Consider the following 20096-nt stretch of genomic DNA (forward strand, 5'->3'; position numbering starts at 1 on the left):
GAGGATGGAGATGCCATAAACCACAAAGGCATCTCACATGGAAACGACCATCAACAACCTCAAGGCCATCTCTACCGCCCGCATACGGCTGAAGGACCTGCACACTCACGAAGACGGTGACGGCGAAAATCTGGCCTGGTCCTGCATCGTATTCCTCAAGGGTAAGCGGCTGGGGAGCGTTCAGGACCCGGGCGAAGAAAAGCCCCTGTCGATCGAGATCGACTCCATCCAGCAAGTAGCAATGGTAAAGGCGCTGAAGGAGCACGGGTATCAGCTCAACCTCGAGGCTGCTTCTCAGATCGACGCCAGCGATACCCACGAATACCTGGAGCAGGCTCTACCGCAAATGGCTGACGAGGTGGAGTGGTTCAACAAGGCGAAGCCGCTCTTGAAGTCCAACACCTTGTTCCGCATTCGAGGTGACGAGGAAGGTACGTTCCGTCTGATCCTCGCGTTGTACAACGAGAAGACGGAGCACGCCCTCCAATCGAGGTTTGGCGATCAGCTTGAGGCTGTCCTGAACAATCAGTTGAAGGGGATCACTCTGTAGTGAGGGCTGGGCGGGCCTCCAATACGATTGTTGGTCACCGAAGACCAGTATTGGCGACCCGCCTGGCCCAGATACTCGCAATGCCCGGCTTCTGGCACCCTCCGCCAGACATGAACATGGACTCCATCGACACAGACGCGGAGTACACCATGACGCAACAGCCCCACATCACGCATCCGATACCCGAACAGTGGTGCTTGGTGTTTGCAGACTATCCACTGGGTGAGCCCGCCATGGACGCAATCCAGGGGCCGCGCTTCTTCAGCAGCAAACGAGAAGCGCTGATCGAATACCTGAAGTACCTATCCCCACGACTGGAGCAGGAAGGTGGCCTAGGAGAGTTCCTGGATGCCTTGAGCGATCTGGGCATGGTGCCCAAAACCCTGGTCGCCGACACCAGCGGGGAGTTGCTCCGTCTTGCAGAGACGGCCGAACTGGAGATCCTGGAGGGAATTTGCGCCGGCTACGGCCAGGACAGGACGTCTGAAGGTCGAGAGGTAATTTTCCTGCTCGAGGCTGTTCCACCCGCAAGGCAACCCTCATTCCCACCGGTAACTGCTCCGCCCCCACAATACCTGGCCAACGATGACACCTCGGAAGATGGGCCCCGGGTTTACGCAACTTTTCATCCTCAAGCCTGGCAGAACGACAACGCGGTAGGCGTAGACCCTGGCCCTACGCAGATTGACGTGACGCCTGAGGTCCTTGCGATGGACCGGCCCTATGTGTTGGCGATCATGGACAACACCCACGAGTCTGACGGTTTCATTCACGCTCGGCTCGCACCTGAGTGGGTACGCGACTGGCAAGGCCCCTTCTACATCGAGTGCAAGGAATCTATCGAGAAGTTCTTTGCCGGCACCGTGACTGGCTAACCCCGCGCCAGCTGTGGATTACAGCCCACCACTTTGGCTCTGAATGACACCGGTCCCCCGGTAGTATCCGGGGCTCCGGCCTTCCTATCGTGAGGAACCCTATGCGCCCATTAGACGTAATTCTCTGCCTCGCGTTGGCAGCCACTTACCATCGGACCGACGCTGCCGTCGTGGCAACGGCGAAGCGTTTACTCAAGCGAGTAGAGCGCCGGGACAGGCAATCGCTCTTTGATGTGATCAACCACAAGACGCCGTGCCGTTACATCATCCACCACTTGGTGAACCTTCCCGATGAGGTCATCTGTATGGATCTGCCGGCTGAGCGCGTAGCACCACACATCAAGCTGTCGATGGCCAAGGCTCAAGCAGCCAGTGCCATCCAGAAACCTTCACCTGCCGCCTAACAGCGGAATCAACTCGCAAAAGGAGCGACGGATGAGCCAACAGAACGCTCGTTGCCCGTACTGCAAGACCATCAAATTGCTCGCCGAACAGAGTCTGGCGGGCCATTTCATCCAGTGCCAGTGCTGTGGAGCGCGCGGCCCAATCAAGGACTCCGAGGCAGAAGCCTTTGCCGCCTGGAATGGGGTAGACGAATCGCGCTCGAACTCAACCGGTGACCTGCAGGTGCTCGGCTTCCTCAGCACCGAGGCAGTAGAGGCACTCCTAACCGATGCCGATGTAGCTGTCACCTGTTTCAACAAAGCCAGGATGATCCCTACCGGCGCGATCGCCGTTGTCCGCTATGACCATGCTCAAGCGCAGGTTGAACTCGCAGAGGCTGGGCAGTCACTGCTGACGCTTCCACTTGAGGGAGAGCCTCAGTCTCCATCCAATTCCTGGGCCTCGCCCTTGAGATCGACTAGCGTTGAGCATGAGGAAGCCCCCGCTTATGAGCCATGATGTGATTGATTGTGAGGATATTGTGATGCCACCGCGCTTTGTGGATGCGTGGGGCAAGCCCAGAAGGAGCGGGAACAAAGACGATAAATTGATGGTGACGTTCCAGATGACGACTATCGAGGAGCGTCAGACGCTGTTCCCATCACCGCGCCTGGTCGACGAGCCCATGTCGATAAAAGACTTCTCGGACGTCCCCTGCTACGAGCTCCACGTAAACGGTGTTTTGAAGGGGTTAGCGACAATCGACCACTCGGTATCAATCGTGGAGCGCGAGTTGATCATCCAGGTCGAGTTAGTTGCTATTCATCTTGATCGCGAACTCCGAAAGCAAGGTTTTGGACGGGCTTTTCTGGAGTGCATAGGTCGCGAGGCCGGCATCGAGGCCATGACTCACATTTTGCGCGAAAGGTCCGCCGCCACAGCAGATAGGTTTACTGTGAATTTATCGTCTGACCCTATTACTGAGGAGGGAGCGATCGCCACCGAAATACTCTTGGGGATTGTGGAGGATTTAATTCTTAATATCTGCGCCAATTGGACGATCCGTCCCCAGGTCCGAGATGACAGCTAGCCGAACATAAGAGGCCATATGGAATTTTTCGACGGGAAAGGAGATGGCGATTTCATTACGCTTCGGCTGATCGTTGATGGCCGTCCTTTCCAAGACACCTGTGGTATTCGCATCCTCGGTCTTCCAGAGGTTGACGCAGCGATACGGGAGCTTTGCGCCCATCTTCGCGTGCACCCCGAAGCGGTGCAAACCCGGAGCCAGTTCATACTTGCAATGGAGCATTTCATGGCTTCGGATCTGCCAGAAGCCCAGAAGGTCGTCCTGGTGCAGCGTCTGACCCAAGCGATTTTCAAGCGCTCCGCCGAGCAACTGGCGGATTCAACCGACCTGGCTGGCATGGTTGGCCATCGCGTGATGGCAAGAGCTGCTGCCGGCGGGCGCGTCACCCTGGCTGAGTTCGAGCAGGTGGCGAGGTTGGAGAATCATCGCGATCAGGTAGCGGGCACTCCCTTGGCATCCCAGGCGCCAGCCTGACAACAGCTGGTGGCACAGGGCGGGGTTGGGAGAATGCGAGGCTCAAGAGCAAAAGCAGGCCTTTCAAGAACGAGGTGATTGGCTTGCTGCAACCCCCCAAACTCCGGAGCAGCCTTCATGTTCGATCTCAACACCGCCGGTGCACGTCAGGCTCTGCGCATGCAGCAACCTGATGAGGAAATGGAAGTTCGGGTGCGATATCAAGGCCGAATCTTCGACATCACGTTCCTCCCTGACGAGGATGGCACCCAACCCACCGACCCCAACGATCACCCGGTAACCGACGAGCAGGCGAAAGGATGGCTGCGCGGAGAGTGGTGGTATCACCACATCATGGTTCACATCCGCAACCATGACGGCTCGGAGATCGACGATGTGAAGGCCACCTGTGACAGCTACAGCCTCCTGCCCAGCTTCGCCGAACCCTACGACATCATCGTTCGCCTCTGTGATGAGCTCCTGAAAGAACACCCCTTCTGATCTACCACAGCCTCCACAATCGTCCCCGAGATTCGGGGGTGGACACTTCGCTGTAACCCCTCCTGCCCCCTGATACCCTGCAGCAATTGAACCTCCTTCCTCGGCGCTGAATGGCGCCGGGGCTCCTGCAATCTGACCAGAAGGAGATTCCGAACGATGCTGAACCTCTACGACCCGGCCGCCCGCCAGGCGCTGCGCATGCCGCGTCAGGACCAGGAACATACTGTCGAACTCCGACATCGCGGCGAAGGCTGGTGGGTGGACTTCAAAGTCACCTTCATCCCCGAAGACCCGAAGCAATGCGTTCAGCCCGAAACATCGGGAACCAATACGTTGGTACAGCCCGCCGCGGGGGAAAACGTAGAGTGGTGGTACCACCGCATGGTCGTAACCTTCCTGAACCTAACGGAGGAGCCGAACGAGAGAGATCCACTCTCGATTATTCGACATGAACGACTGATTTCTTCCAATGATCACTACGACCTGGTGCTCGAGGACTGCCGGCAGCTGATGAAGGAAAACCCGTTCTAGGTTCCGCCGGCGGCCGTAATGTGCGGAGGTGGTCCGCATACATTCGAAGGTGCTCCGAATATTTCGCCCGGTCCTGCGCATATTTGCGGTGCAGCTCCGCATATTGCTCCTCAGCCACGGCGCAAATCGCGCCTGCTTGGTATGCCGATTGGCTACCAATCTTCGGTTCTGACTGATTTCCGGGGTGATCGCCTTGCCCGGCATTGGCCGACTTACGTTGGAGGTTCTGGCACAGCCAGGCACGTCCGATGATGGCTCCATCAGACCTAACCCAGTCACGGAGCCGCCTCATGAACCCCGCATTCGAAAAAGCACTCGCCGCACGCTCCCTGTGGATCAACGTAGCTGTCTTCTCCAGCATCGAAGGGTGTGATTCCCAGGCCGAGGAGGCGTTGCAGGAGGCATATGACGCCGTCCACCAGCTGGCGAGCGATGACGTACTGATTCACCGCCACTACGGACCCCGGGCCCCGCTGCTCCTTCTGGACGTGCCTGAGTTGGCTGAGCAGTACAACCTGGCACACGAGCTGTACACGGAGCTGTACTACGAGAACTACCGCAACGGCTCGATTGGTCAGATCTCGGCTGGGTGGCTGAAACCGGCCTCGCCCCTAGATCAGCCGTACACGAAATGGCTGGTGGCGGTGGACAAGCAGGTAGCGGCCTTGATGGAAATTTCCTACTCGCAAGTAGCTGAGGCTACCCAGGGGCAAGCCAAGACCTTATTGCTGGCCTGGAGCCGGGGGATGGATGCAGACGAGGCTGCGGAGGCCGTAGTTCAGGCGCACATCGAACGTGAGTACGAGAGGGAGTTAGCGGAGGAGGAAGAGCGCCAGGCGCACTGGGAAGACATCCAGGATACATACGCCTCCATAGAGGCAGACCTCTGGGCTGGCTGGCGCGAAGAGTGCGTGGAATTGGGCCTGGTGGACTAGCGCCAACACTGCTACCGCAAAAGCAGGCTGTTCAATGAAAGGGGGTGACCATGATTCAGCTGACAACCGACGCCGCGGCCCGGGCGCTGCAAATGAAACGGCCAGACGAGCCGCATACCGTCCGAGTTGCCTACAAGGGGCACACCTTCGAAGTGACGCTGGCCACGGGGGCACCTTCCATTGCACCTCTCGACAGCACGCCCTGGTTGTTCGAGCACGATGACCCAGCCTTCTACATCGACGGCGAATGGTGGGAACACCACGTTGAAGTCCGATTATTGGTTCCCGATGCTGGCGCTTGCCAGACCCGAATGCCGGACTCCAAGGTCAGCGCCAGCATACCCAGCTTCATCAACCCCACCTTCGATGTAATTGTCCTGTGCGAGGACCTTATCGCGGAGTGGGTTCGCATGGGTTCTGGCACGCATGCTTCGCGCCGATGATTTGCTGGTCACATCGAAGCGAAAGATGTTCCGCCCGACGCACCGGCCGAACAACTGGGGCTTTTCAATTCCAACGTGTGGGGTTCTACAATGAAGTTCAAACCGTTTCCTCATCGCTTGCGCCGACTCGATTTCAACCAGCGCAAGGCTTCCTTGTTCGAGCGAAAGCAGCAACGTGAGGCGAACGCTTTGCCGCTCTTTGCTGAAATGATCCGAGCGGAACAGCACGACTGGGAAACCGAGAAGGAGATTCGCCAGCGAAGGGATGATGCAACCTTGATCAACTGGCGAGCTCGGGAAGCGCGAGTCTGGCGCAAAGCCAGGAGCATGTTTTTCGCCCTACCGAGCGACGACAGGGCTTCGGTCATCCGCGATTGGAACACCATTTGGCGCAACGCATGGACTCCCACCAACCTGATTTACCTGGTGGAGAAGTACAACGGCGTCGGGGCCCAGCGTGAAGCCGCAATGCGAGAGGAGCGCCAGCAGATGGATGTCCGGATCATGGCCAGGCTCTCACACCAACAAGGCCTCTTTTGATCAACAGGATGGCGGGAGCACCAGTTTGGAACCTTACTCTTGGTTCCCAAGGGGGCTTCCCGCCACGCCACAATACCGATTTCCAATACCTGTTCAGGCATGGCCCCGAATCATCGTTCAAACAATCGACGTGACCATCCTGTGCGCGAAGTGTGCGCTCAGCGGTTCTGGCACAGTGAGCCTGCCCTGAAGATAGCCTCATTACTTCAGGAGGCTATCCCATGCAACGCACCCACGCTCCCACTCAGTCCAGCTTGACCTTCTCGGCGCAAACGCCCCCAGCAAGCTCTGCTCTAGCCCTCTGCCCGGCGCACCTCCTACCGGACGCAGTAGTTGCCCTGGATGATCCCATGCTCCAGATCAGCGACATGGACATTCGCGAACACATGCGCGCTCGCTTCAGCTTCGACGAGATGCTCGCAGAGATGAGAGCTATGAGCCATCTGGCAGAGCAGCGCCAGCAATTCGGCTCCCGGGCTGAGATGGGCTTGGGCGGCCCGCGCAGCTACCAGGACGTGGGGACCGCGGAATCGGTTATGGACTGGATGCACGAACACGAACTGCGCAGGGTGAACCAGATCAAGCTGTCGCTCCCCAGCTCCGGCGAAGAAGCATTGGCCGCGCGCGAGCGCATCCAGAAGCGCATTGCGGCGCGCCGGGCAGCCCGCACCCCAGCAGCCGCCTAGTCGAAGTCCGAGAACAGGAACCAAACGATGACCATGAACACTCCCAGCGCCAGCAAAGTCCAGCCACATCTGAATCTCGGACCTCACTTCTTCAACGCCCTATCTTGGGTTCGGCAGACCACGTTCCCGGAGGATCTGGAGCGTGATCTGGTTGCCCTCGGCACCGCACCTGCCCTCGCCCAGGAGATTGCCGAGACCTATCGCCACTCGATGAGCAGGGATATCGTGCGCTTCTACGAGGAGTACGCTTACTCGGTTAGCAGTGCGGAGTGGCAGCAGCCGCTGGCGGCCTATATCTCGGCCCGCCTGGCCGACTACGACCGGTATGGCAAGCACGAATTACCGATGGCCAAGTACCTGCTGGCGCAACTGGACACCCCGCAATGAACGAACTGACGCAAGAACAAATCAAGGCCGTGTATCGGTCGGCAATCGATCCCAACGCCCGTGATTCCGAGGGCATGGACTGGTGGGAGGCTGTAGGCGCTGAAATTCGAGCCGTAATATCGGCGCCGACGGCGAAGGAAGCCAGCATGGTCATTGCCTGGTGGCATCATGACTGGAGCACTGTTGCAGATACCCCGCTCAAGGCAGCGCAACGCATCCGATCCTCGGCTCGAAAATCTGGGTTGTACGATGCAAAAACTTAGAAGTAAACGCCGGTTAGATGGCGGGGAATTGTGATTCGTTTGATGAATTCCGACCAAGGCAGCTTCACGTCAGGAGTTTCATCAAAGCACCAGGTACGATTTCGAAAGCCATTTTCGTCGACCTGCTCAAGGCACTCGGGGTAGTAGGTGTGGTCAGGAAAACTGGCATGCAGGATCGCCAGGGCCTGGGCAGCGGAACGGGCCGCAACCAGATCGCTTATCTCGTTGTCGTTGTACGTCCAACCGACAAGCGGTTGATCGGCCAACTCTACTTCCATCTGCAGGACATCCTCAGCGCCTTCAAGGGCTATCTCCAGGAGAACCGGATCGATATCAGGATTTGCGTTATTAACTGCCGATCGCAGCACAGCTGCGCGTTCAGCCCAATAGTTGGGGCTGAACGCAGAGGGTTCTCTTAAAGGATTCATCATGATGCTTCCTCAAAAAGGGCTGTAGTGATTATGCGGAACGCCCTGACGGCGTCACCAGATAAACGGTTGATGTGGGGCTCGGATGACTCTGCAGCGGTCCAACACCCACAATTAACGCCAACAAGCCCCCTGAGGATATCCAGCTGACGAATGGCCCTGCCACCAGATCGCTAGATGCCTTGGCTGGGAGCCTCATTCGCCGAAAGGCTGAATTTCAGGGCCTAAGTTTGGATGGCAATGCGCCAGCCTGTTGGATACCCTGCCTTCGCCTCGTATTTTAGGAGTTCAATCCTTTGTTCAGATTACTCATGGCCTTCGTCTGGCCAATGCTGGTCATCTGGGCCGCTCTGCAGGTCGGCCACTCTCTTCAGGTAATCGATCCTGCCAAGGTAATCGTGCGCGACAAGGCGGCCTGCGAAGCCTTGCAGATCCCCTACGACACCTCATGCCGTGTGGTTGGTCGGGTGGAGGCAAATCTCGACGGGACCTGGTGGCTTCAACCGAGGGATGCGGGTGACATATACATTCGCCTGCCGGAGGGCTCCTTCCCCTATCTCTACAGCCCCGATGATTACCACATCCGCGGCGGCAAGCCGGCCACCATAGCCTTGGTGGTGGTGACCGCTCTGCTCACGCTCCTCGGCCCGCTGATCAGCTGGCGCATTCAAGCACGCAGGGCAAAACGTGCACCGGGGCGCGGGGAGACGATCTGATAGGTCACCCTGGCCTGGCTGGTGGCACATCCCCTGGCATGGAGAATATCCATGTACTGCCACCACAGGAGCCCTCCCCCATGATGAATAATGATCGCCGGCTGGCCTGGCTTGATCTTGAGTCAACCGGATTCACTGAGCTGCATAAGCAGATGGTGTACCGGCACCGAATTTTGGAAGTCGGGGTTCTGGTAACCGACGGCCAGTTCAACGTCCTTGCCCAACACGTCGTGGTTGTTCATCACGACCCGGCTGACGTCCTTCCCTTGTGCGACGACATTGTACGGAGCATGCACACTCGCAATGGCCTCTTCGACGATGTGTCGGCTTCCTCAACCGACTTGGCCAGTGCTGAACAGCAAATCATCGAGTTCCTGGTAGAGCACGGCGTGCAAGCCAAGGCCTCACCGTTGTGCGGCAGTGGTATCCACTTCGACCGAATGTTCCTTGAGGCCCAAATGCCGGCGCTCAATGCGCACCTTCACTACCGCAATCTGGATATCAGCGCGGTGAAGGAATTCCTCAAGACGATCAGCCCAGCATTCGAACCAGCCAAACGCCAGAGCCACCGCGCGCTCGACGACATTCTGGAATCTGTCGAAGAGGCCCGCCTGTACCGGGATCTACTCGCGCCTATCCTCGCAGCCTGAGCTGGTGGCACACCCCGCCAGCGTAGACCATGTGCTCATCAAGACATTCACCAGAGGACGAGGCATGGTCATCCCAGAGCTGGAGGCGCTCAATGCAGCCGAACAGGAAGAAGAGTCAGCACTCCAGGCCTGCCTGGCTTTCGCCCGTGCCGTTCTGCCGGTAAGTCTCCTCGTACGTTTCCAGTGTCCGGAGGGTGAGAAGGCCCTCCAGCAGGTTGCGCGGTCCATTGATCTGCCAACTCTCCCCGCAGAACAAAGTCATCTTGCCCCTATGGCATCTGAGGCGCATGCGCTGCTGAGCAAAGAACCGGGTTTCACTGCGATTGCCGGCCGCTGGCAACGTGCGTACGACCTTTACGACCTCGCCTTGATTGACTTCATCGTGGCCGAGGAAGAGCGCGCCGCGAACGAGCGCCAGCACGCCCAGGAGCTTGCAGATACCTACGCTTTGATCGAGCAGGAGCTATGGCATGATGTTCAGGTTGAGAACCTGGAGTTGGGGTTGATGTAAGTTCATTGCATGGCAGTGGAACCAAATCCCAACACCATCCCTCATGACTATGTCGCCTTTTATCCACTTGGTGCTGAGTGGCAGGCCCAATTACCTCATCAAGGAACGCTTATGACTAAAAAATGGATTGAACTGGAACTTCTCGCAGACTCGGACGCCCGGCTGCCGGTTGTCGAAGGCGGCAGGATTACCGTCGCCGAGGCCAGCATTCGCACCATCACCGGCTACTCCGACCAGATGCTGGGGGACGGGTGCATCCTCGTCCTGGACACCATTGCGAAGAACGGTGGAAGCCGCCTGATTCGCGTCCGTGACGCCTATAGCGAAATCGAAACCCAACTGTCGGACCTGACCGAGTGGATTGAGGTGGACATCGTCAACGACTCTCTGGCGAAGCTCAGCAGTCTCCAAACCGTAGGACTGCTGCGACGGGAGGGGATCAAAGCTCTGAACGAGGTCAAGGACTCGTTCACCGGAGCGCGCAGCCAACTCACTCTGGATACCGTTGGTGATCACGGTGTTGCCCGTGCTCTCCTCCTCAAGCAGTCGTACGAGGATCTCAAACCGGCGCTGCCCGAGCGTAGCGCCGTGGTCAAACATCACCAGGACGCCTAGGAGATACCAGTGGCACGTGCCCGACTCCACCTGATCTGCGGCAATTGCGGGTGCGCCGATATGTGGACCCACTGCATTGAGCCGAAGGGTACTGACATCGACGGTGAGCTGTTCCCGGCGGTTTACCTCTCCTGCGGCAACTGCGCAACGCTACATGATCTTGCAGATAAGGCCCCCAACTCGAAACCAAACCAGCGTCTTGAAGAGATCCATGAGCCACGCTAGCCCAACCGAAAAGAGACCGCGCTACACGCCCGTGTTCGCAGTCCTCATCTACGCATTCATCCTCTGCACCACAGTGCTGGTGGCCGGGATGACCATCCCATGGGACATCGGCACCTACATCACGCACTGCCACGCTGTTGTCTGGTGCTTGCTGGCATTACCCGTCATCGCCAAAGGCAGGCAGTTCAAGGAAATCGGGCGGGGAGTTGGCGCATTGCTGGTCGCCAGCCTGGTGATCGGCTTCACCCTTCTCCGGAGTGTGTTCGGGGTGCAGCCGTTGCCCGAGGACGTCGACTTCCTCGATCTACGCCCTTTCGCCGCGGCGTTGATCGTCATCTCTCTCGGCATCTTGGCCGAGTTACTGGTGCGACGGAGCTTTTGGCCAGGTTTCAGGGCACTTGGGCGGTAAGCTAGGCCTTTCCCTGACAGACATAGGATTTGAAGGATGACCATTACTGAAGCTGGCAGCGCTCCGGCCCGATCTTTGGCCGTGATTGGCGTATTGACCTACTCCGCGATTCTGGTGGGGCTGTCTCTACTAGCCGCCTGGCTGATCTCGGGCCCGGTGGGTAGCACTATCTCGAATTGCTTCGCGCTGGTCCTGGTAATGCTGGTCGGTACTGGACGAAAAACCCTGAAAGCTGCATACGGCACCCCCTTGATGTCCTTCATGGCCATCGTCTCCGGCATTGTCTTTTCTGCGGTGTTTATCGTGGTCGCCGCTGGCCTCAAGGCGGATGTAGCGCTAGCGTTCGACGTTACCTCGCTCAGTGACTTCGATGTCAGCCTCATCGGCGCTGTGTTGGTCGTTTTCACCGCCCACTTTGTGGCGCATTTCCTGGTCAGGGCATTCTTCTGGCGGGAGTTGGCCAGCTGGGCTTGATCAGGAGGCAGCAGTTACACCAGAGCCCGCCACAGTGCGGGCTTCGTGCTTTCTGGCATCGACGAAATGCCCGGTTCTGGCACACATGAGCTCGGGGGAAGATAGCCACATCGAATCCAAGCCACCGAGCCAAGAGACTTCCGCCATGAAACACACTCCAGCACACATCGCCATCCAGGCCCCCGAGTACAAGGCAGTCAAGCAAGTAATCGCCGTCAACCTGGTGGCGCATGGCTGGACCGCCGCCAGCCAGCTCGATATGGACATCTGCTGCCTGGTGGCCTCCCAGGACTACGAGACCGCCGTTGGCATCAAGACCGCCACGCTCAGCCTCGAGCCGCGATCGGAAGGCTTCCAGCTGGTAGGCAACTACCAGAGTGAGGGCAACAACGTTCTGAGCACCACCTGGCTGAACATCCCCAGCGGCATGACCTCGGAACAGATCGCCGAGAAAGTGCCGGAATTCCTGGAGAAGGTCGACCGCGAGGTCAACCGCAGCTACGCCCGCCGCTTGTTCCTGCTCTGATAGCAGTAGTAGCCACTCCCCCAGGGCCCGCCTTAGAGCGGGCTCTGCGCATTTTTAGGGTCCGAATATCGGGAATTGATGTCAGGCGATAGGGGTTCGAAAAATACTTCGAAATTTTCTCGGCGCCGGTTCTGGCACACACGACCTCCCCTGAAGATGGCTCCATCGACCACACAGGAGCACTACCCCATGACCACCAAGACCATCGCCGCCAACCTGATCACCGAAACCGCCCAAGCTGCTCTGGCTGGCTGCAACTCCCTGCGCAGCATCCACGACACCGCCAAGAAGCTGATCACCGGCAAACAGTTGGGCTTAGACTTCGATCCGAAGCGCCAGAACGCCTTCGAAATGCCCACCGCCCTCCTCGTCTGCAATGTCGAAGAGGCAATCCGCAGCGAATTCGACCAGGATGCCATCCGCGGCTTCGCCGATTCCTACAAGGCCGGCGAGCCCGTCGAACCGCTGGGCGTTGCCGCCGAAAACGGCAAACTGCGCGTAGTGACCGGTTTCACCCGCCACGCCGGCCTGATGCTGGCCATCGCCGAAGGCGCCGACATCAAGCGCGTGTGGGTGAGCCAGGTGGAAGGTGGCCGCGCCGTTGAGATCGTGCGTCAGTGCGTGAGCAACCAGCAGGTGCCGGTTTCCCCTCTTGATCTGGCCGAGGCCTACCGCGAGCTGATCGACGACCACAAGTTCACTGTCGCCGGTGTCGCGGCCGCGGTGCACCGCAAGGTCAGCCACGTTCGCAAGATGCTGGCGCTGGTGAACGTGGCCCCTGAGGTCAAGGAGATGGTCGAGAAGGGCCAAGCTTCCGTCTCTACTGCCCTGGCCGCAGACAAGCAGTGCAAGGCCAACGGCGAAGACACTGTGGTGCATATGCAGGAGCAGCTCGCCAAGGCCCAGCGCAACGGCTCCGCGAAGATCACCGCGAAGTCCGTTGGTGCGCCGTCCGCCCTGTACGGTCGCAAGGACCTGGACGTAGCAGCCCCGGTGCTGGTCCAGCTGGCCGACCAGCTGGAGAAAGCTCTGCCCTTCATGGCCACCCCGGAGAGTGTGAAGGTCGAACTGACCCTCAGCGGTGCCGACCTGAACCTGCAGGACCTGGCCAAGGCGCTGGCCAACATCCGCGCGGCCGTAAAATCTGCCCAGAGCGGCACCGAGCCGGCGGCGAACGTCGGCTAATCCAAGCCCCCTGACAACTATCGCCCCCACCCACTGGGGGCTATGGGCGGCCGGGACTTACGGAGAGACAAACGGAATGGCCACATTTGCTTTCTGTGACTTCGATGACGCGCTAGATGTTTTGAGGTCAGCCATTACGGAAGCATCCATCACCACCCTGATCGACCAGATCGATCAGCAATTTAATGCTGGATATCTGGATGTGAGTCCAGCGCAGTGGGGGCATCTGGCCTCTGAGGTGATGGTCAGGCTAGACCATGTCCGGCAATCAGCTCCGTCAGTTTGAGAGAGATACACGATGAGCATTCGCCTGGAACTGCAGTGCATCAACCAGGAAGACCCGAGCACCGACGACTGCTACAGCATGAACGAGCAGGGTGTGTTCGAAACTGCTGACGATACTCAGGCCGATCTGATCCGGGCCTACAAGTACCTTCAGGACCTGGCCACCCGTAAGGGCTGGAAGGCAGCCAAGCTTGCCCAGGGCAAGAAAGGCATGCTGTGTCCGAACTGTGTGAAGCTGTATGAGGCACAGACTGGCCACATTCTGAGTTGAACGCTCCACGGAAGTCGCTGGGCAACCACAATGCCCGAGGAGGGCAAGACAATGGCTGTTGTCAATGTTCACGAAGACCTGATTCGCCGCATGCGCGAACGTAAGTATTACGACCTGAGCCAATGGTGCGCCGAAGAGCTCGAGGAGACCGAGCACGAAGCGGAGCAACAGGGTGAATGGCGGATTGCCAAGGAGATCCGCGAAGAAATTGAACGCCAGAAGGCGTACTACCCCTGAACAAGCTTCCGGCTCGCCGGCGCATGACCGAGGAATGGACATGGCAGACAAACTCTACAAATGCAGCCGCTGTGATGGCGCTGGGAAAATCTGGCTGTTCACTGCCGTTCTCGGTGGTGTCTGCTTTCAATGCGGCGGCAGCGGAAAGCAGAAAACTAAGCCCAAGCCCAGGGCTGTCAAATGGGCCGTCTTCGGGCACAGCCGCGAGACAGGAAAAATCGGGCGCCTCTACAACGTGAGCGCACGCACTCAGGCTGAAGCGATCAACAAGGCCCGTGACACCTACGATCGCGCAAGTAGTGCTTGGCGTGACGAGTGGAGCATGCAACAGGCTTTTGCTCAAACCTGGGCCGAGCTGCAAGAGGCCGGAACGCTGGAAACCGCAGGCATCAGCTGATCCACCTCTTCCACCCAGCACCACGAAGGAAAGTACGATGAAACGCTTTGACGATCGAGCAACCTGTTTTCACTCTGGCAAGAAGATCAGCCCGCCCATGAATGAGCGCCGCCTTTGCGCCTGCTGCGGCTTGCGAATCGTAAAAGGCTTCATCGTTGAGATTGGACATGTCGGCGAGGACTGCGCAGGAATCATCGAGCGTCGAAGTCGCGACAGGGACTTCCATGGTGCAACGGTCAAAGACTTCGCCGAGCGGTATAAGCGAGCGACGGGCTGGACAATCAAGCCAGCAGTTCTCAGAACTCTGGAAGATCACTACCCCTGAGAATCGAGGCAACTGCCTCGTTAAGCTAGACAGAGAACTGATGGTTGGGATTACACCCGTTAGTCATAGTAAAATGAACCAAGCCATAACGTACTATTTCATTGCGCTCACGCAATAAAGCGATATTAAATACAAGGTTAGCTATGCAACAAGACAAACAAAGTTCAAAAAACAAAAGCTTTGCATCCAACGCTTTAGCAGTTGCTCTATTAATTATATGTGCCGTAATTGGCATGTTGTTTTATGGCCAAAATATCATGGCCACTGCTACTCAAGGCATGGGTAAACTGGCTGCGAAGCATCTGACTTATGAAATTCCCAATGCCTTGATTTTGCTTGAGGCCCGTCGCGGCCCCTGTGCCACTATCCCAATCACTTCTGAAGAGCTAATGAAGAGGGGAGCGCCTAAGCAAACAGCGAACGGCTCCCCCTGGACTGCAAGCTTCACCGGAGAGTCTGTCGAGGTCATATACCCCTACAGTGACGAGGACGACTATCGAATGACGAAACATGATTTGTTGAAGGTCATTCAAGAGAGTTCAAATGTTCAAAAGGCTGAGATAGCTGTTGAAGGCGTCAAGGTCACTTACTCCTGCCAGCAGCCGGTAACTAAATCATGACCGATTCCCTAGGCCCTTTGAGCCCCGAAGAAGAAGAAATGATCCGTCGGCATCGCGACGAGAAGGCCCAGCGTGCCGCGGCATTGGCATTCCGTTTGAAAGCCCTCAAGGTGGCCGCTGAGTACGAAGCCTGGCTGCAACAGGATGAAGAGTGTGGGGATTCGTTCTCGACGTTCGTGAACCGATTCGGCTACCAGGACAGCGATTGCCAACCCATGCACGAATACGTCAAGCGAATCCATAAGGCAGCAACTCCTGACTGAAGGTAGGGTTTTGATGGAAGGAAGACAGTTCATCAAGAGCGTGACCGGGAATTACCCCGTTTACCCCGGCCATCCCCTGGTACTGGCAACTGCGATCATGGAGTTCTACTCCGACTTTCCGACGGCAAATGCGCCTACAGAACATGGCTGGTGCGCCGCCCTGAGCGATAGCCGCATCCCTGGAGCCGGGGACCACGTCGGTGCCGCAGTGCGCTGCTTGAATATTGGAGCTGAAGGCGGTTCAGTAGATGAGATGGTGGCCGCCGCGTGCAGTTACTGGGAGCGAGGGCAGGCCGGCGGGCACCATGGATATGTCTGTGCCGGCATCGAGCAGGCCAAGGCCGTTGAGCCGAAGTTCCGCGAGCTGGCCGAGCGTTGGTTCCCGAACTGACCCACCCTCCCCGATCAAGGCCCGCCGATTTGGCGGGCTTCTCGTTCCTGCAGGGAAGGTCGGGCCCTACGGTTGGGCCTGAAGCTACGCACTAGCCGTAGTGAGGCTCGGATTCATGCCCGAGGTTCCGAAATTTCCGGCCCGGGAGCAGTTGGAGCTTGAGGTTCGGTTTCGAGTCCCGAGATCGGTCTCGAAGCTTCCGAAAGTGGGGTATCCGAGTATTCAGGGTCATCCATTTTTCAAGCTCGGGCATGAAGCCTTCGCCAAGCACATCGCGTATGCACTTGTAGATTGCAGACCTGAATTGCAGATCAGAGAGTAACTTGATCTCCTTCCGCCGGCGGTCCCACTCGGTTTTCAGTTTCCAACTCCGGGCGCCTTTCCCGTTCTCCTCCAGCTCACGGTTCAGTTCGACCAGGGCGTCATAGGCCCTGAGTTTCGATACCTGGATGGCTTGCAGGAGTTGTGTATCGGTGAAACCGTTCTGCTGGGCCCAGAGCGGAAAATCTTGACCATATACACCCGCTTCCCAGAACTTTGCTCGGATCACTCCCACAGCGCCCACGATCTCCGGGTACAGCTTCGAGAACTCGGAGAGGTATCGCTCTCGTTGGTAGTCGTGCACGCGCGCCAGGGCGGCCTCGCCGGCGAGATGTAGAACGCCACGGGCAAGCGCCTGGTCGGTTCGGATTTCCAGCCGTACATGCATCTCGCTTCGCAACACTTCGATCTGCGTATAGAGGTAACGCTGACCGTCACGGTCTTTGCGAGCCACCGCGGCTTCCAACCTGCGGTTCAGGATTCCAATCGCGCCAGCGCACAGGGCCACGACGGTGCCGTGCCTATAGCTGCTCCTGATGAACTCCAGGAATCCGGCCTCGCTTTTCAGTGCTGATTTCAGATCAATCCACGGCATAGGAAATCTCCCCTATTGATTCCCCGAGGCTACTGCAATCCTGAGGAGGTACATGCTCAAAGGCTACCGCTGATTTCCGGATCGCAGATGGTGGCACGGGAGGACCAGCCCGATTCTTGCCTCAATTGATCAACGAACAGGCACTTGAGGCGATGAGCACACAAAACACACAGATCGAACTCGGCCAGTACCCAACCCCGGCCTGGGCTGCAGCCGCGATCGTACGAAAGAACTTCAGCCACCTCAGCGCCAAGGATTTCGTCCTTGAGCCAACGTGCGGCCCAGGGCGCTTTCTGCAAGCGGTTCCCCAATATGTGCCGGCGCTGGGGATAGAGATCGATCCGCATCTCGCTCAGCAAGCACGTGACCTGACCGGCAGGCCGGTCATTACCGGCGACTTCTTCCAGGTGGAGTTCGAAGAGCGTCCAACTCTGGTCCTCGGTAATCCGCCTTTCGAAACCAAATTCATCGAGCGATTGCTGGATCGTGTACACGGCCTGCTGGTCGACAATGGCCAGGTGGCATTCGTCCTACCCTGCTACTTCCTCCAGACAGCGGCGAGAGTGTGTCGGTACAACGAACGCTGGGCCATCCAGCAGGAGATGCTGCCCAGAAACCTCTACGCCGGGCTGAAGCATCCCCTGACTTTCGTGACGTTCACCAAAGACCAAGAGCGCCTGATGATCGGCCTCAGCCTATACCACGAACTGGCGTACCTGCAGGGCTTGCCGAAAGATGTGCAGGAGGCCATGAGTCAGGGCCCAGCCACCTGGCGCGAGGTCGTCGGGCAGGCCCTCGATCTGTTCGAGGGTGAGGCCCACCTGAGCCAAATCTACGAATACGTTGCTGATCGCCGGCCGACGGCAAACCCGAACTGGAAGGAGCAGGTCCGTAAGGTCTGCCAGCAGACTGCGCGCCGAGTGGGCCCCGGGCGATATGCGAAGCCGGAGCAGCTGGACATGCTGGCCGCATAGCTGATCGAACATCTGGAGAGACACCGCATGACCACAACCAATCAACAGCAGGCGGTTCAAGGGAAGCAACCTGAGAAGATCAGCCCCGAAGAACTGCAAGCCATGATCGCCCAGTACCAGGCCGGAGAAGTGATTGCGTCCCGGCTACCCTTCACATTCCCCTCGGGCTTTAAGCTCACTGAGGTGGTCCCGCAATGCAAACTGTGCGGGAGTGAAATCCGAAAGCAGGACTTTAGGGGGAGCTGGAACCAGGTACTGCCGGATGTCGTGGTGATCGATGGCCACGGAGTGTGCCGGTCCTGCCGTTGCATCACAGCATTTCTCTTCCGAGTCCGAGGGGAAAGCCCTGTGGTCCTGGAATCGATCAGCGATGAAGGCGTTTGGCAGCAATACACCCAGGACCAGACGATGTGGGCGCGGATCAAGCGCCAGCTCCGATTGCTGACCTCCCGCTTCTGACACACTCCGATTGACCTCAGACTGGTCTCATCGCTAACACGCCATGGAGCCCCATCATGAGCCTCAATCCAATGATCATGGACGAAGCCAAAACCGAAGTTCTCAGCTGCCTCGACAACGCGAGCCGGTCAATCCACGAGTTTCACGACGCACCAGCGTTCATGACCTGGTGGGAACAGTACGATTCTGGTGATCTCGGCCTGACTCACGACCAGAAAATCGACCTCTACTGCCAGCTTCGGGTTGAGGTCTACACCTTCCAGGGCTGCCTCGATGAGTACCGCCGCCTACTGGCGGGGAAATCCGGCATGGCACTGCAAATCGGCGACTCCCAGTATGCCTACCTCTGCGCCGGCGGGGAGCTGATCGGCTTGACTGTGCACCGGAATAGCACCATCGACGAGGCTGAGCCTTACGACTTCGACAGCAGCGCGTTCAATACCTGCATTGGGGGCTGGATGGATGAGGATTTCCGCCAGACGCGCAAATGGATTGCCGAGCCTTATTTCGTATCGGTGTCGACTCAATTCTGAGATAGCCAGGGCCTCTTATTGCGAGGCCCGCTTGACCTGCAGGAGGTGGGAAATGGGGCATTCTGAGCACTTCGAGTTCGTAGACTACCGGGTAGGAGCGTGCGGTGTTGCTTACGTTGCGGCGACCCAACCGGAAATCAGCGCGCTGGCCGTGAAGGTCGGCTACTCGGGAGGTTTTAAGCAGGTGGTAAAGGCCTACCCACCCTGCCCATCGACAGAGACGCTGAAGAATCGAGCGCTTCGGGAAGCCCTCGAGGATGACGACACTATCCCGTGGTGAGGGGTGCGACCGAAGACCCTTTAGCCCCCAAACGTTATCTTATATCATCCAAGGGCAATCACCCTTGCCCTGAGGTACCCGTCTATGATCCTGGTCGTTAAATCGCAGCTCCAGAATCCGGTGAGCCAGGTAGTTTGCGCAACCCTGTTGTTCTTAGCTGCATGGTTCCTCTGGCATACGGACTACATGACCGAGCGGAGCGTAATCGCGGTGGTAGACTCGAAATACTCCAAGGAGGACAGTGACCACGCCTCCATTCGATACAGGATTCAAGCCGAAAACCTGTTTGTCTCTCGCCCCGCCAGCGATGCTGTGATGCAACAGAGCAAGGTGGGCGACAAGCAGGTGCTGATAATGCGCCCATTCGACATGCGTCCCACACCCTGGGAGACAGGCTTGTTCTTCATCCTCCCGACTATCTGTTTGTCGGCCGGGATCAGCCTGCTGCTTTCCATTGCGTGCATTCGCTTTTTCCCACTGTGCCCTAATACCCCCCGATGACAGAACTTGGATTGGCGACGTTGGTCGCGTTTCTGATATGCGTGCCCTGGTGGTTCTTCGAGAACTACAAGCAGCGCCCTCTTAGTGAGTTTCCCGACCTGGAGAAACTGATGGGCACCGTATTCCCGGATGACCTTGCAGCCATCCGGGCGAAAGGTTCCCTTAGCCGTGCAGAACATCTCCGATACCTCAAGACCCAGCACAAGGCGCTCAAGGCCGAGATCAAGCGCAGGAGTGGCTTTATCGAGTGATTGCTGGCTAGATCGA

The 20096-nt window shown here is 58.0% G+C and carries 38 protein-coding genes; 36 read left to right on the forward strand and 2 right to left on the reverse strand.

What is annotated here, in order from left to right:
• Nucleotides 1-37 precede the first annotated feature (37 nt).
• The 14 genes from EKA13_RS03160 (at nt 38) to EKA13_RS03225 (ending at nt 7638) form a co-directional block, all read left to right on the forward strand.
• Nucleotides 38-550 carry a hypothetical protein gene (locus tag EKA13_RS03160; protein ID WP_019486175.1) on the forward strand — a complete coding sequence of 171 codons (513 nt, stop codon included), beginning with the start codon at nt 38-40 and terminating at the stop codon, nt 548-550.
• Between the two features lie 149 nt (nt 551-699).
• Complete coding sequence (locus EKA13_RS03165) at nt 700-1425, forward strand: hypothetical protein (RefSeq protein WP_172832413.1); 726 nt, start codon at nt 700-702, stop codon at nt 1423-1425.
• A gap of 101 nt (nt 1426-1526) precedes the next feature.
• The gene (locus tag EKA13_RS03170) at nt 1527-1829 is read left to right on the forward strand and encodes a DUF7740 domain-containing protein (protein ID WP_010792875.1); all 303 of its coding nucleotides are present in this window, start codon (nt 1527-1529) and stop codon (nt 1827-1829) included.
• A 31-nt stretch (nt 1830-1860) separates the two neighbouring features.
• Nucleotides 1861-2328, forward strand: a complete 468-nt coding sequence (locus EKA13_RS03175; RefSeq protein ID WP_065285124.1) for a Lar family restriction alleviation protein — start codon at nt 1861-1863, stop codon at nt 2326-2328.
• Nucleotides 2318-2899, forward strand: a complete 582-nt coding sequence (locus tag EKA13_RS03180; RefSeq protein ID WP_019486179.1) for a hypothetical protein — start codon at nt 2318-2320, stop codon at nt 2897-2899. Before EKA13_RS03175 ends, EKA13_RS03180 begins: the two co-directional genes overlap by 11 nt.
• 225 nt (nt 2900-3124) lie before the next feature.
• Nucleotides 3125-3373: a hypothetical protein gene (locus tag EKA13_RS27775; RefSeq protein WP_023111067.1), complete on the forward strand. Its 249-nt coding sequence runs from the start codon at nt 3125-3127 to the stop codon at nt 3371-3373.
• Nucleotides 3374-3490: 117 nt separating this feature from the next.
• Nucleotides 3491-3853: a hypothetical protein gene (locus EKA13_RS03190; protein WP_065285123.1), complete on the forward strand. Its 363-nt coding sequence runs from the start codon at nt 3491-3493 to the stop codon at nt 3851-3853.
• A gap of 156 nt (nt 3854-4009) precedes the next feature.
• Nucleotides 4010-4384 carry a hypothetical protein gene (locus EKA13_RS03195; protein WP_021018567.1) on the forward strand — a complete coding sequence of 125 codons (375 nt, stop codon included), beginning with the start codon at nt 4010-4012 and terminating at the stop codon, nt 4382-4384.
• 290 nt (nt 4385-4674) lie between these two features.
• Nucleotides 4675-5319 carry a hypothetical protein gene (locus tag EKA13_RS03200; protein WP_021018566.1) on the forward strand — a complete coding sequence of 215 codons (645 nt, stop codon included), beginning with the start codon at nt 4675-4677 and terminating at the stop codon, nt 5317-5319.
• 50 nt (nt 5320-5369) lie between these two features.
• Nucleotides 5370-5762, forward strand: coding sequence for a hypothetical protein (locus EKA13_RS03205; protein WP_010792869.1), 393 nt, complete (start codon nt 5370-5372; stop codon nt 5760-5762).
• Between the two features lie 90 nt (nt 5763-5852).
• Complete coding sequence (locus EKA13_RS03210; protein WP_010792868.1) at nt 5853-6302, forward strand: hypothetical protein; 450 nt, start codon at nt 5853-5855, stop codon at nt 6300-6302.
• 221 nt (nt 6303-6523) lie between these two features.
• Nucleotides 6524-6988, forward strand: coding sequence for a hypothetical protein (locus EKA13_RS03215; protein WP_065285180.1), 465 nt, complete (start codon nt 6524-6526; stop codon nt 6986-6988).
• A 27-nt stretch (nt 6989-7015) separates the two neighbouring features.
• The gene (locus EKA13_RS03220; RefSeq protein WP_010792866.1) at nt 7016-7375 is read left to right on the forward strand and encodes a hypothetical protein; all 360 of its coding nucleotides are present in this window, start codon (nt 7016-7018) and stop codon (nt 7373-7375) included.
• Nucleotides 7372-7638, forward strand: coding sequence for a hypothetical protein (locus EKA13_RS03225; RefSeq protein WP_065758075.1), 267 nt, complete (start codon nt 7372-7374; stop codon nt 7636-7638). Before EKA13_RS03220 ends, EKA13_RS03225 begins: the two co-directional genes overlap by 4 nt.
• On the opposite strand, the gene EKA13_RS03230 is transcribed toward EKA13_RS03225, so the two are convergent.
• The gene (locus EKA13_RS03230; RefSeq protein ID WP_021018564.1) at nt 7635-8069 is read right to left on the reverse strand and encodes a hypothetical protein; all 435 of its coding nucleotides are present in this window, start codon (nt 8067-8069) and stop codon (nt 7635-7637) included. The two genes, EKA13_RS03225 and EKA13_RS03230, sit on opposite strands and share 4 nt — an antisense overlap.
• A gap of 308 nt (nt 8070-8377) precedes the next feature.
• On the opposite strand from EKA13_RS03230, the gene EKA13_RS03235 reads away from it, so the two are divergent.
• The 16 genes from EKA13_RS03235 to EKA13_RS03310 all read left to right on the forward strand — a co-directional run bounded on the left by EKA13_RS03235 (nt 8378) and on the right by EKA13_RS03310 (nt 16166).
• A complete protein-coding gene (locus tag EKA13_RS03235) occupies nt 8378-8782 on the forward strand; it encodes a hypothetical protein (protein WP_019438435.1) in 405 nt (134 codons plus the stop codon).
• A gap of 80 nt (nt 8783-8862) precedes the next feature.
• The gene (gene orn, locus EKA13_RS03240) at nt 8863-9432 is read left to right on the forward strand and encodes an oligoribonuclease (RefSeq protein WP_010792863.1); all 570 of its coding nucleotides are present in this window, start codon (nt 8863-8865) and stop codon (nt 9430-9432) included.
• Between the two features lie 64 nt (nt 9433-9496).
• Nucleotides 9497-9943 (forward strand): hypothetical protein, encoded by a 447-nt coding sequence (locus tag EKA13_RS03245; protein WP_021018563.1) that lies wholly within the window; start codon nt 9497-9499, stop codon nt 9941-9943.
• Between the two features lie 111 nt (nt 9944-10054).
• A complete protein-coding gene (locus tag EKA13_RS03250) occupies nt 10055-10558 on the forward strand; it encodes a hypothetical protein (RefSeq protein ID WP_019438434.1) in 504 nt (167 codons plus the stop codon).
• A gap of 211 nt (nt 10559-10769) precedes the next feature.
• A complete protein-coding gene (locus EKA13_RS03255) occupies nt 10770-11192 on the forward strand; it encodes a hypothetical protein (RefSeq protein WP_021018561.1) in 423 nt (140 codons plus the stop codon).
• 36 nt (nt 11193-11228) lie between these two features.
• Nucleotides 11229-11666: a hypothetical protein gene (locus EKA13_RS03260; RefSeq protein ID WP_065285179.1), complete on the forward strand. Its 438-nt coding sequence runs from the start codon at nt 11229-11231 to the stop codon at nt 11664-11666.
• 145 nt (nt 11667-11811) lie between these two features.
• Nucleotides 11812-12192, forward strand: a complete 381-nt coding sequence (locus tag EKA13_RS03265; RefSeq protein WP_010792858.1) for a hypothetical protein — start codon at nt 11812-11814, stop codon at nt 12190-12192.
• Nucleotides 12193-12381: 189 nt separating this feature from the next.
• On the forward strand, nt 12382-13377 hold the full coding sequence (locus EKA13_RS03270) for a ParB/RepB/Spo0J family partition protein (RefSeq protein ID WP_065285178.1): 996 nt from the start codon (nt 12382-12384) through the stop codon (nt 13375-13377).
• 76 nt (nt 13378-13453) lie between these two features.
• Nucleotides 13454-13663, forward strand: a complete 210-nt coding sequence (locus EKA13_RS03275; RefSeq protein WP_019438430.1) for a hypothetical protein — start codon at nt 13454-13456, stop codon at nt 13661-13663.
• 12 nt (nt 13664-13675) lie between these two features.
• Nucleotides 13676-13933, forward strand: coding sequence for a hypothetical protein (locus tag EKA13_RS03280; protein WP_010794346.1), 258 nt, complete (start codon nt 13676-13678; stop codon nt 13931-13933).
• Between the two features lie 51 nt (nt 13934-13984).
• A complete protein-coding gene (locus EKA13_RS03285; protein WP_019438429.1) occupies nt 13985-14170 on the forward strand; it encodes a hypothetical protein in 186 nt (61 codons plus the stop codon).
• A 40-nt stretch (nt 14171-14210) separates the two neighbouring features.
• Nucleotides 14211-14567, forward strand: coding sequence for a hypothetical protein (locus tag EKA13_RS03290; RefSeq protein ID WP_010792854.1), 357 nt, complete (start codon nt 14211-14213; stop codon nt 14565-14567).
• Between the two features lie 37 nt (nt 14568-14604).
• Entirely contained in the window at nt 14605-14892 is a 288-nt protein-coding gene (locus tag EKA13_RS03295; protein WP_019438427.1) for a hypothetical protein, read from the forward strand.
• 143 nt (nt 14893-15035) lie between these two features.
• Nucleotides 15036-15512: a hypothetical protein gene (locus tag EKA13_RS03300; RefSeq protein ID WP_019438426.1), complete on the forward strand. Its 477-nt coding sequence runs from the start codon at nt 15036-15038 to the stop codon at nt 15510-15512.
• Nucleotides 15509-15775 carry a hypothetical protein gene (locus EKA13_RS03305; protein WP_010792853.1) on the forward strand — a complete coding sequence of 89 codons (267 nt, stop codon included), beginning with the start codon at nt 15509-15511 and terminating at the stop codon, nt 15773-15775. Before EKA13_RS03300 ends, EKA13_RS03305 begins: the two co-directional genes overlap by 4 nt.
• 13 nt (nt 15776-15788) lie before the next feature.
• A complete protein-coding gene (locus tag EKA13_RS03310; RefSeq protein ID WP_019438425.1) occupies nt 15789-16166 on the forward strand; it encodes a hypothetical protein in 378 nt (125 codons plus the stop codon).
• Nucleotides 16167-16257: 91 nt separating this feature from the next.
• Here the strand turns inward: EKA13_RS03310 and EKA13_RS03315 are convergent, their stop codons facing one another.
• Nucleotides 16258-17082, reverse strand: a complete 825-nt coding sequence (locus EKA13_RS03315; RefSeq protein WP_065285177.1) for a hypothetical protein — start codon at nt 17080-17082, stop codon at nt 16258-16260.
• 116 nt (nt 17083-17198) lie between these two features.
• Between EKA13_RS03315 and EKA13_RS03320 the strand changes: the two genes are divergently transcribed.
• The 6 genes from EKA13_RS03320 (at nt 17199) to EKA13_RS03345 (ending at nt 20080) form a co-directional block, all read left to right on the forward strand.
• Entirely contained in the window at nt 17199-18056 is an 858-nt protein-coding gene (locus tag EKA13_RS03320; protein WP_223218635.1) for a class I SAM-dependent methyltransferase, read from the forward strand.
• Nucleotides 18057-18083: 27 nt separating this feature from the next.
• Complete coding sequence (locus tag EKA13_RS03325; protein ID WP_019438422.1) at nt 18084-18515, forward strand: hypothetical protein; 432 nt, start codon at nt 18084-18086, stop codon at nt 18513-18515.
• A 56-nt stretch (nt 18516-18571) separates the two neighbouring features.
• Nucleotides 18572-19048 carry a hypothetical protein gene (locus tag EKA13_RS03330; RefSeq protein WP_019438421.1) on the forward strand — a complete coding sequence of 159 codons (477 nt, stop codon included), beginning with the start codon at nt 18572-18574 and terminating at the stop codon, nt 19046-19048.
• Nucleotides 19049-19100: 52 nt separating this feature from the next.
• Complete coding sequence (locus tag EKA13_RS03335; RefSeq protein WP_019438420.1) at nt 19101-19328, forward strand: hypothetical protein; 228 nt, start codon at nt 19101-19103, stop codon at nt 19326-19328.
• An 84-nt stretch (nt 19329-19412) separates the two neighbouring features.
• Entirely contained in the window at nt 19413-19829 is a 417-nt protein-coding gene (locus EKA13_RS03340) for a hypothetical protein (protein ID WP_065285176.1), read from the forward strand.
• Nucleotides 19826-20080, forward strand: coding sequence for a hypothetical protein (locus EKA13_RS03345; RefSeq protein WP_172690208.1), 255 nt, complete (start codon nt 19826-19828; stop codon nt 20078-20080). Before EKA13_RS03340 ends, EKA13_RS03345 begins: the two co-directional genes overlap by 4 nt.
• The last annotated feature ends 16 nt before the right edge of the window (nt 20081-20096 follow it).

Origin of the sequence: Pseudomonas defluvii (genome assembly GCF_001695625.1) — a bacterium.
Classification (GTDB): domain Bacteria; phylum Pseudomonadota; class Gammaproteobacteria; order Pseudomonadales; family Pseudomonadaceae; genus Aquipseudomonas; species Aquipseudomonas defluvii.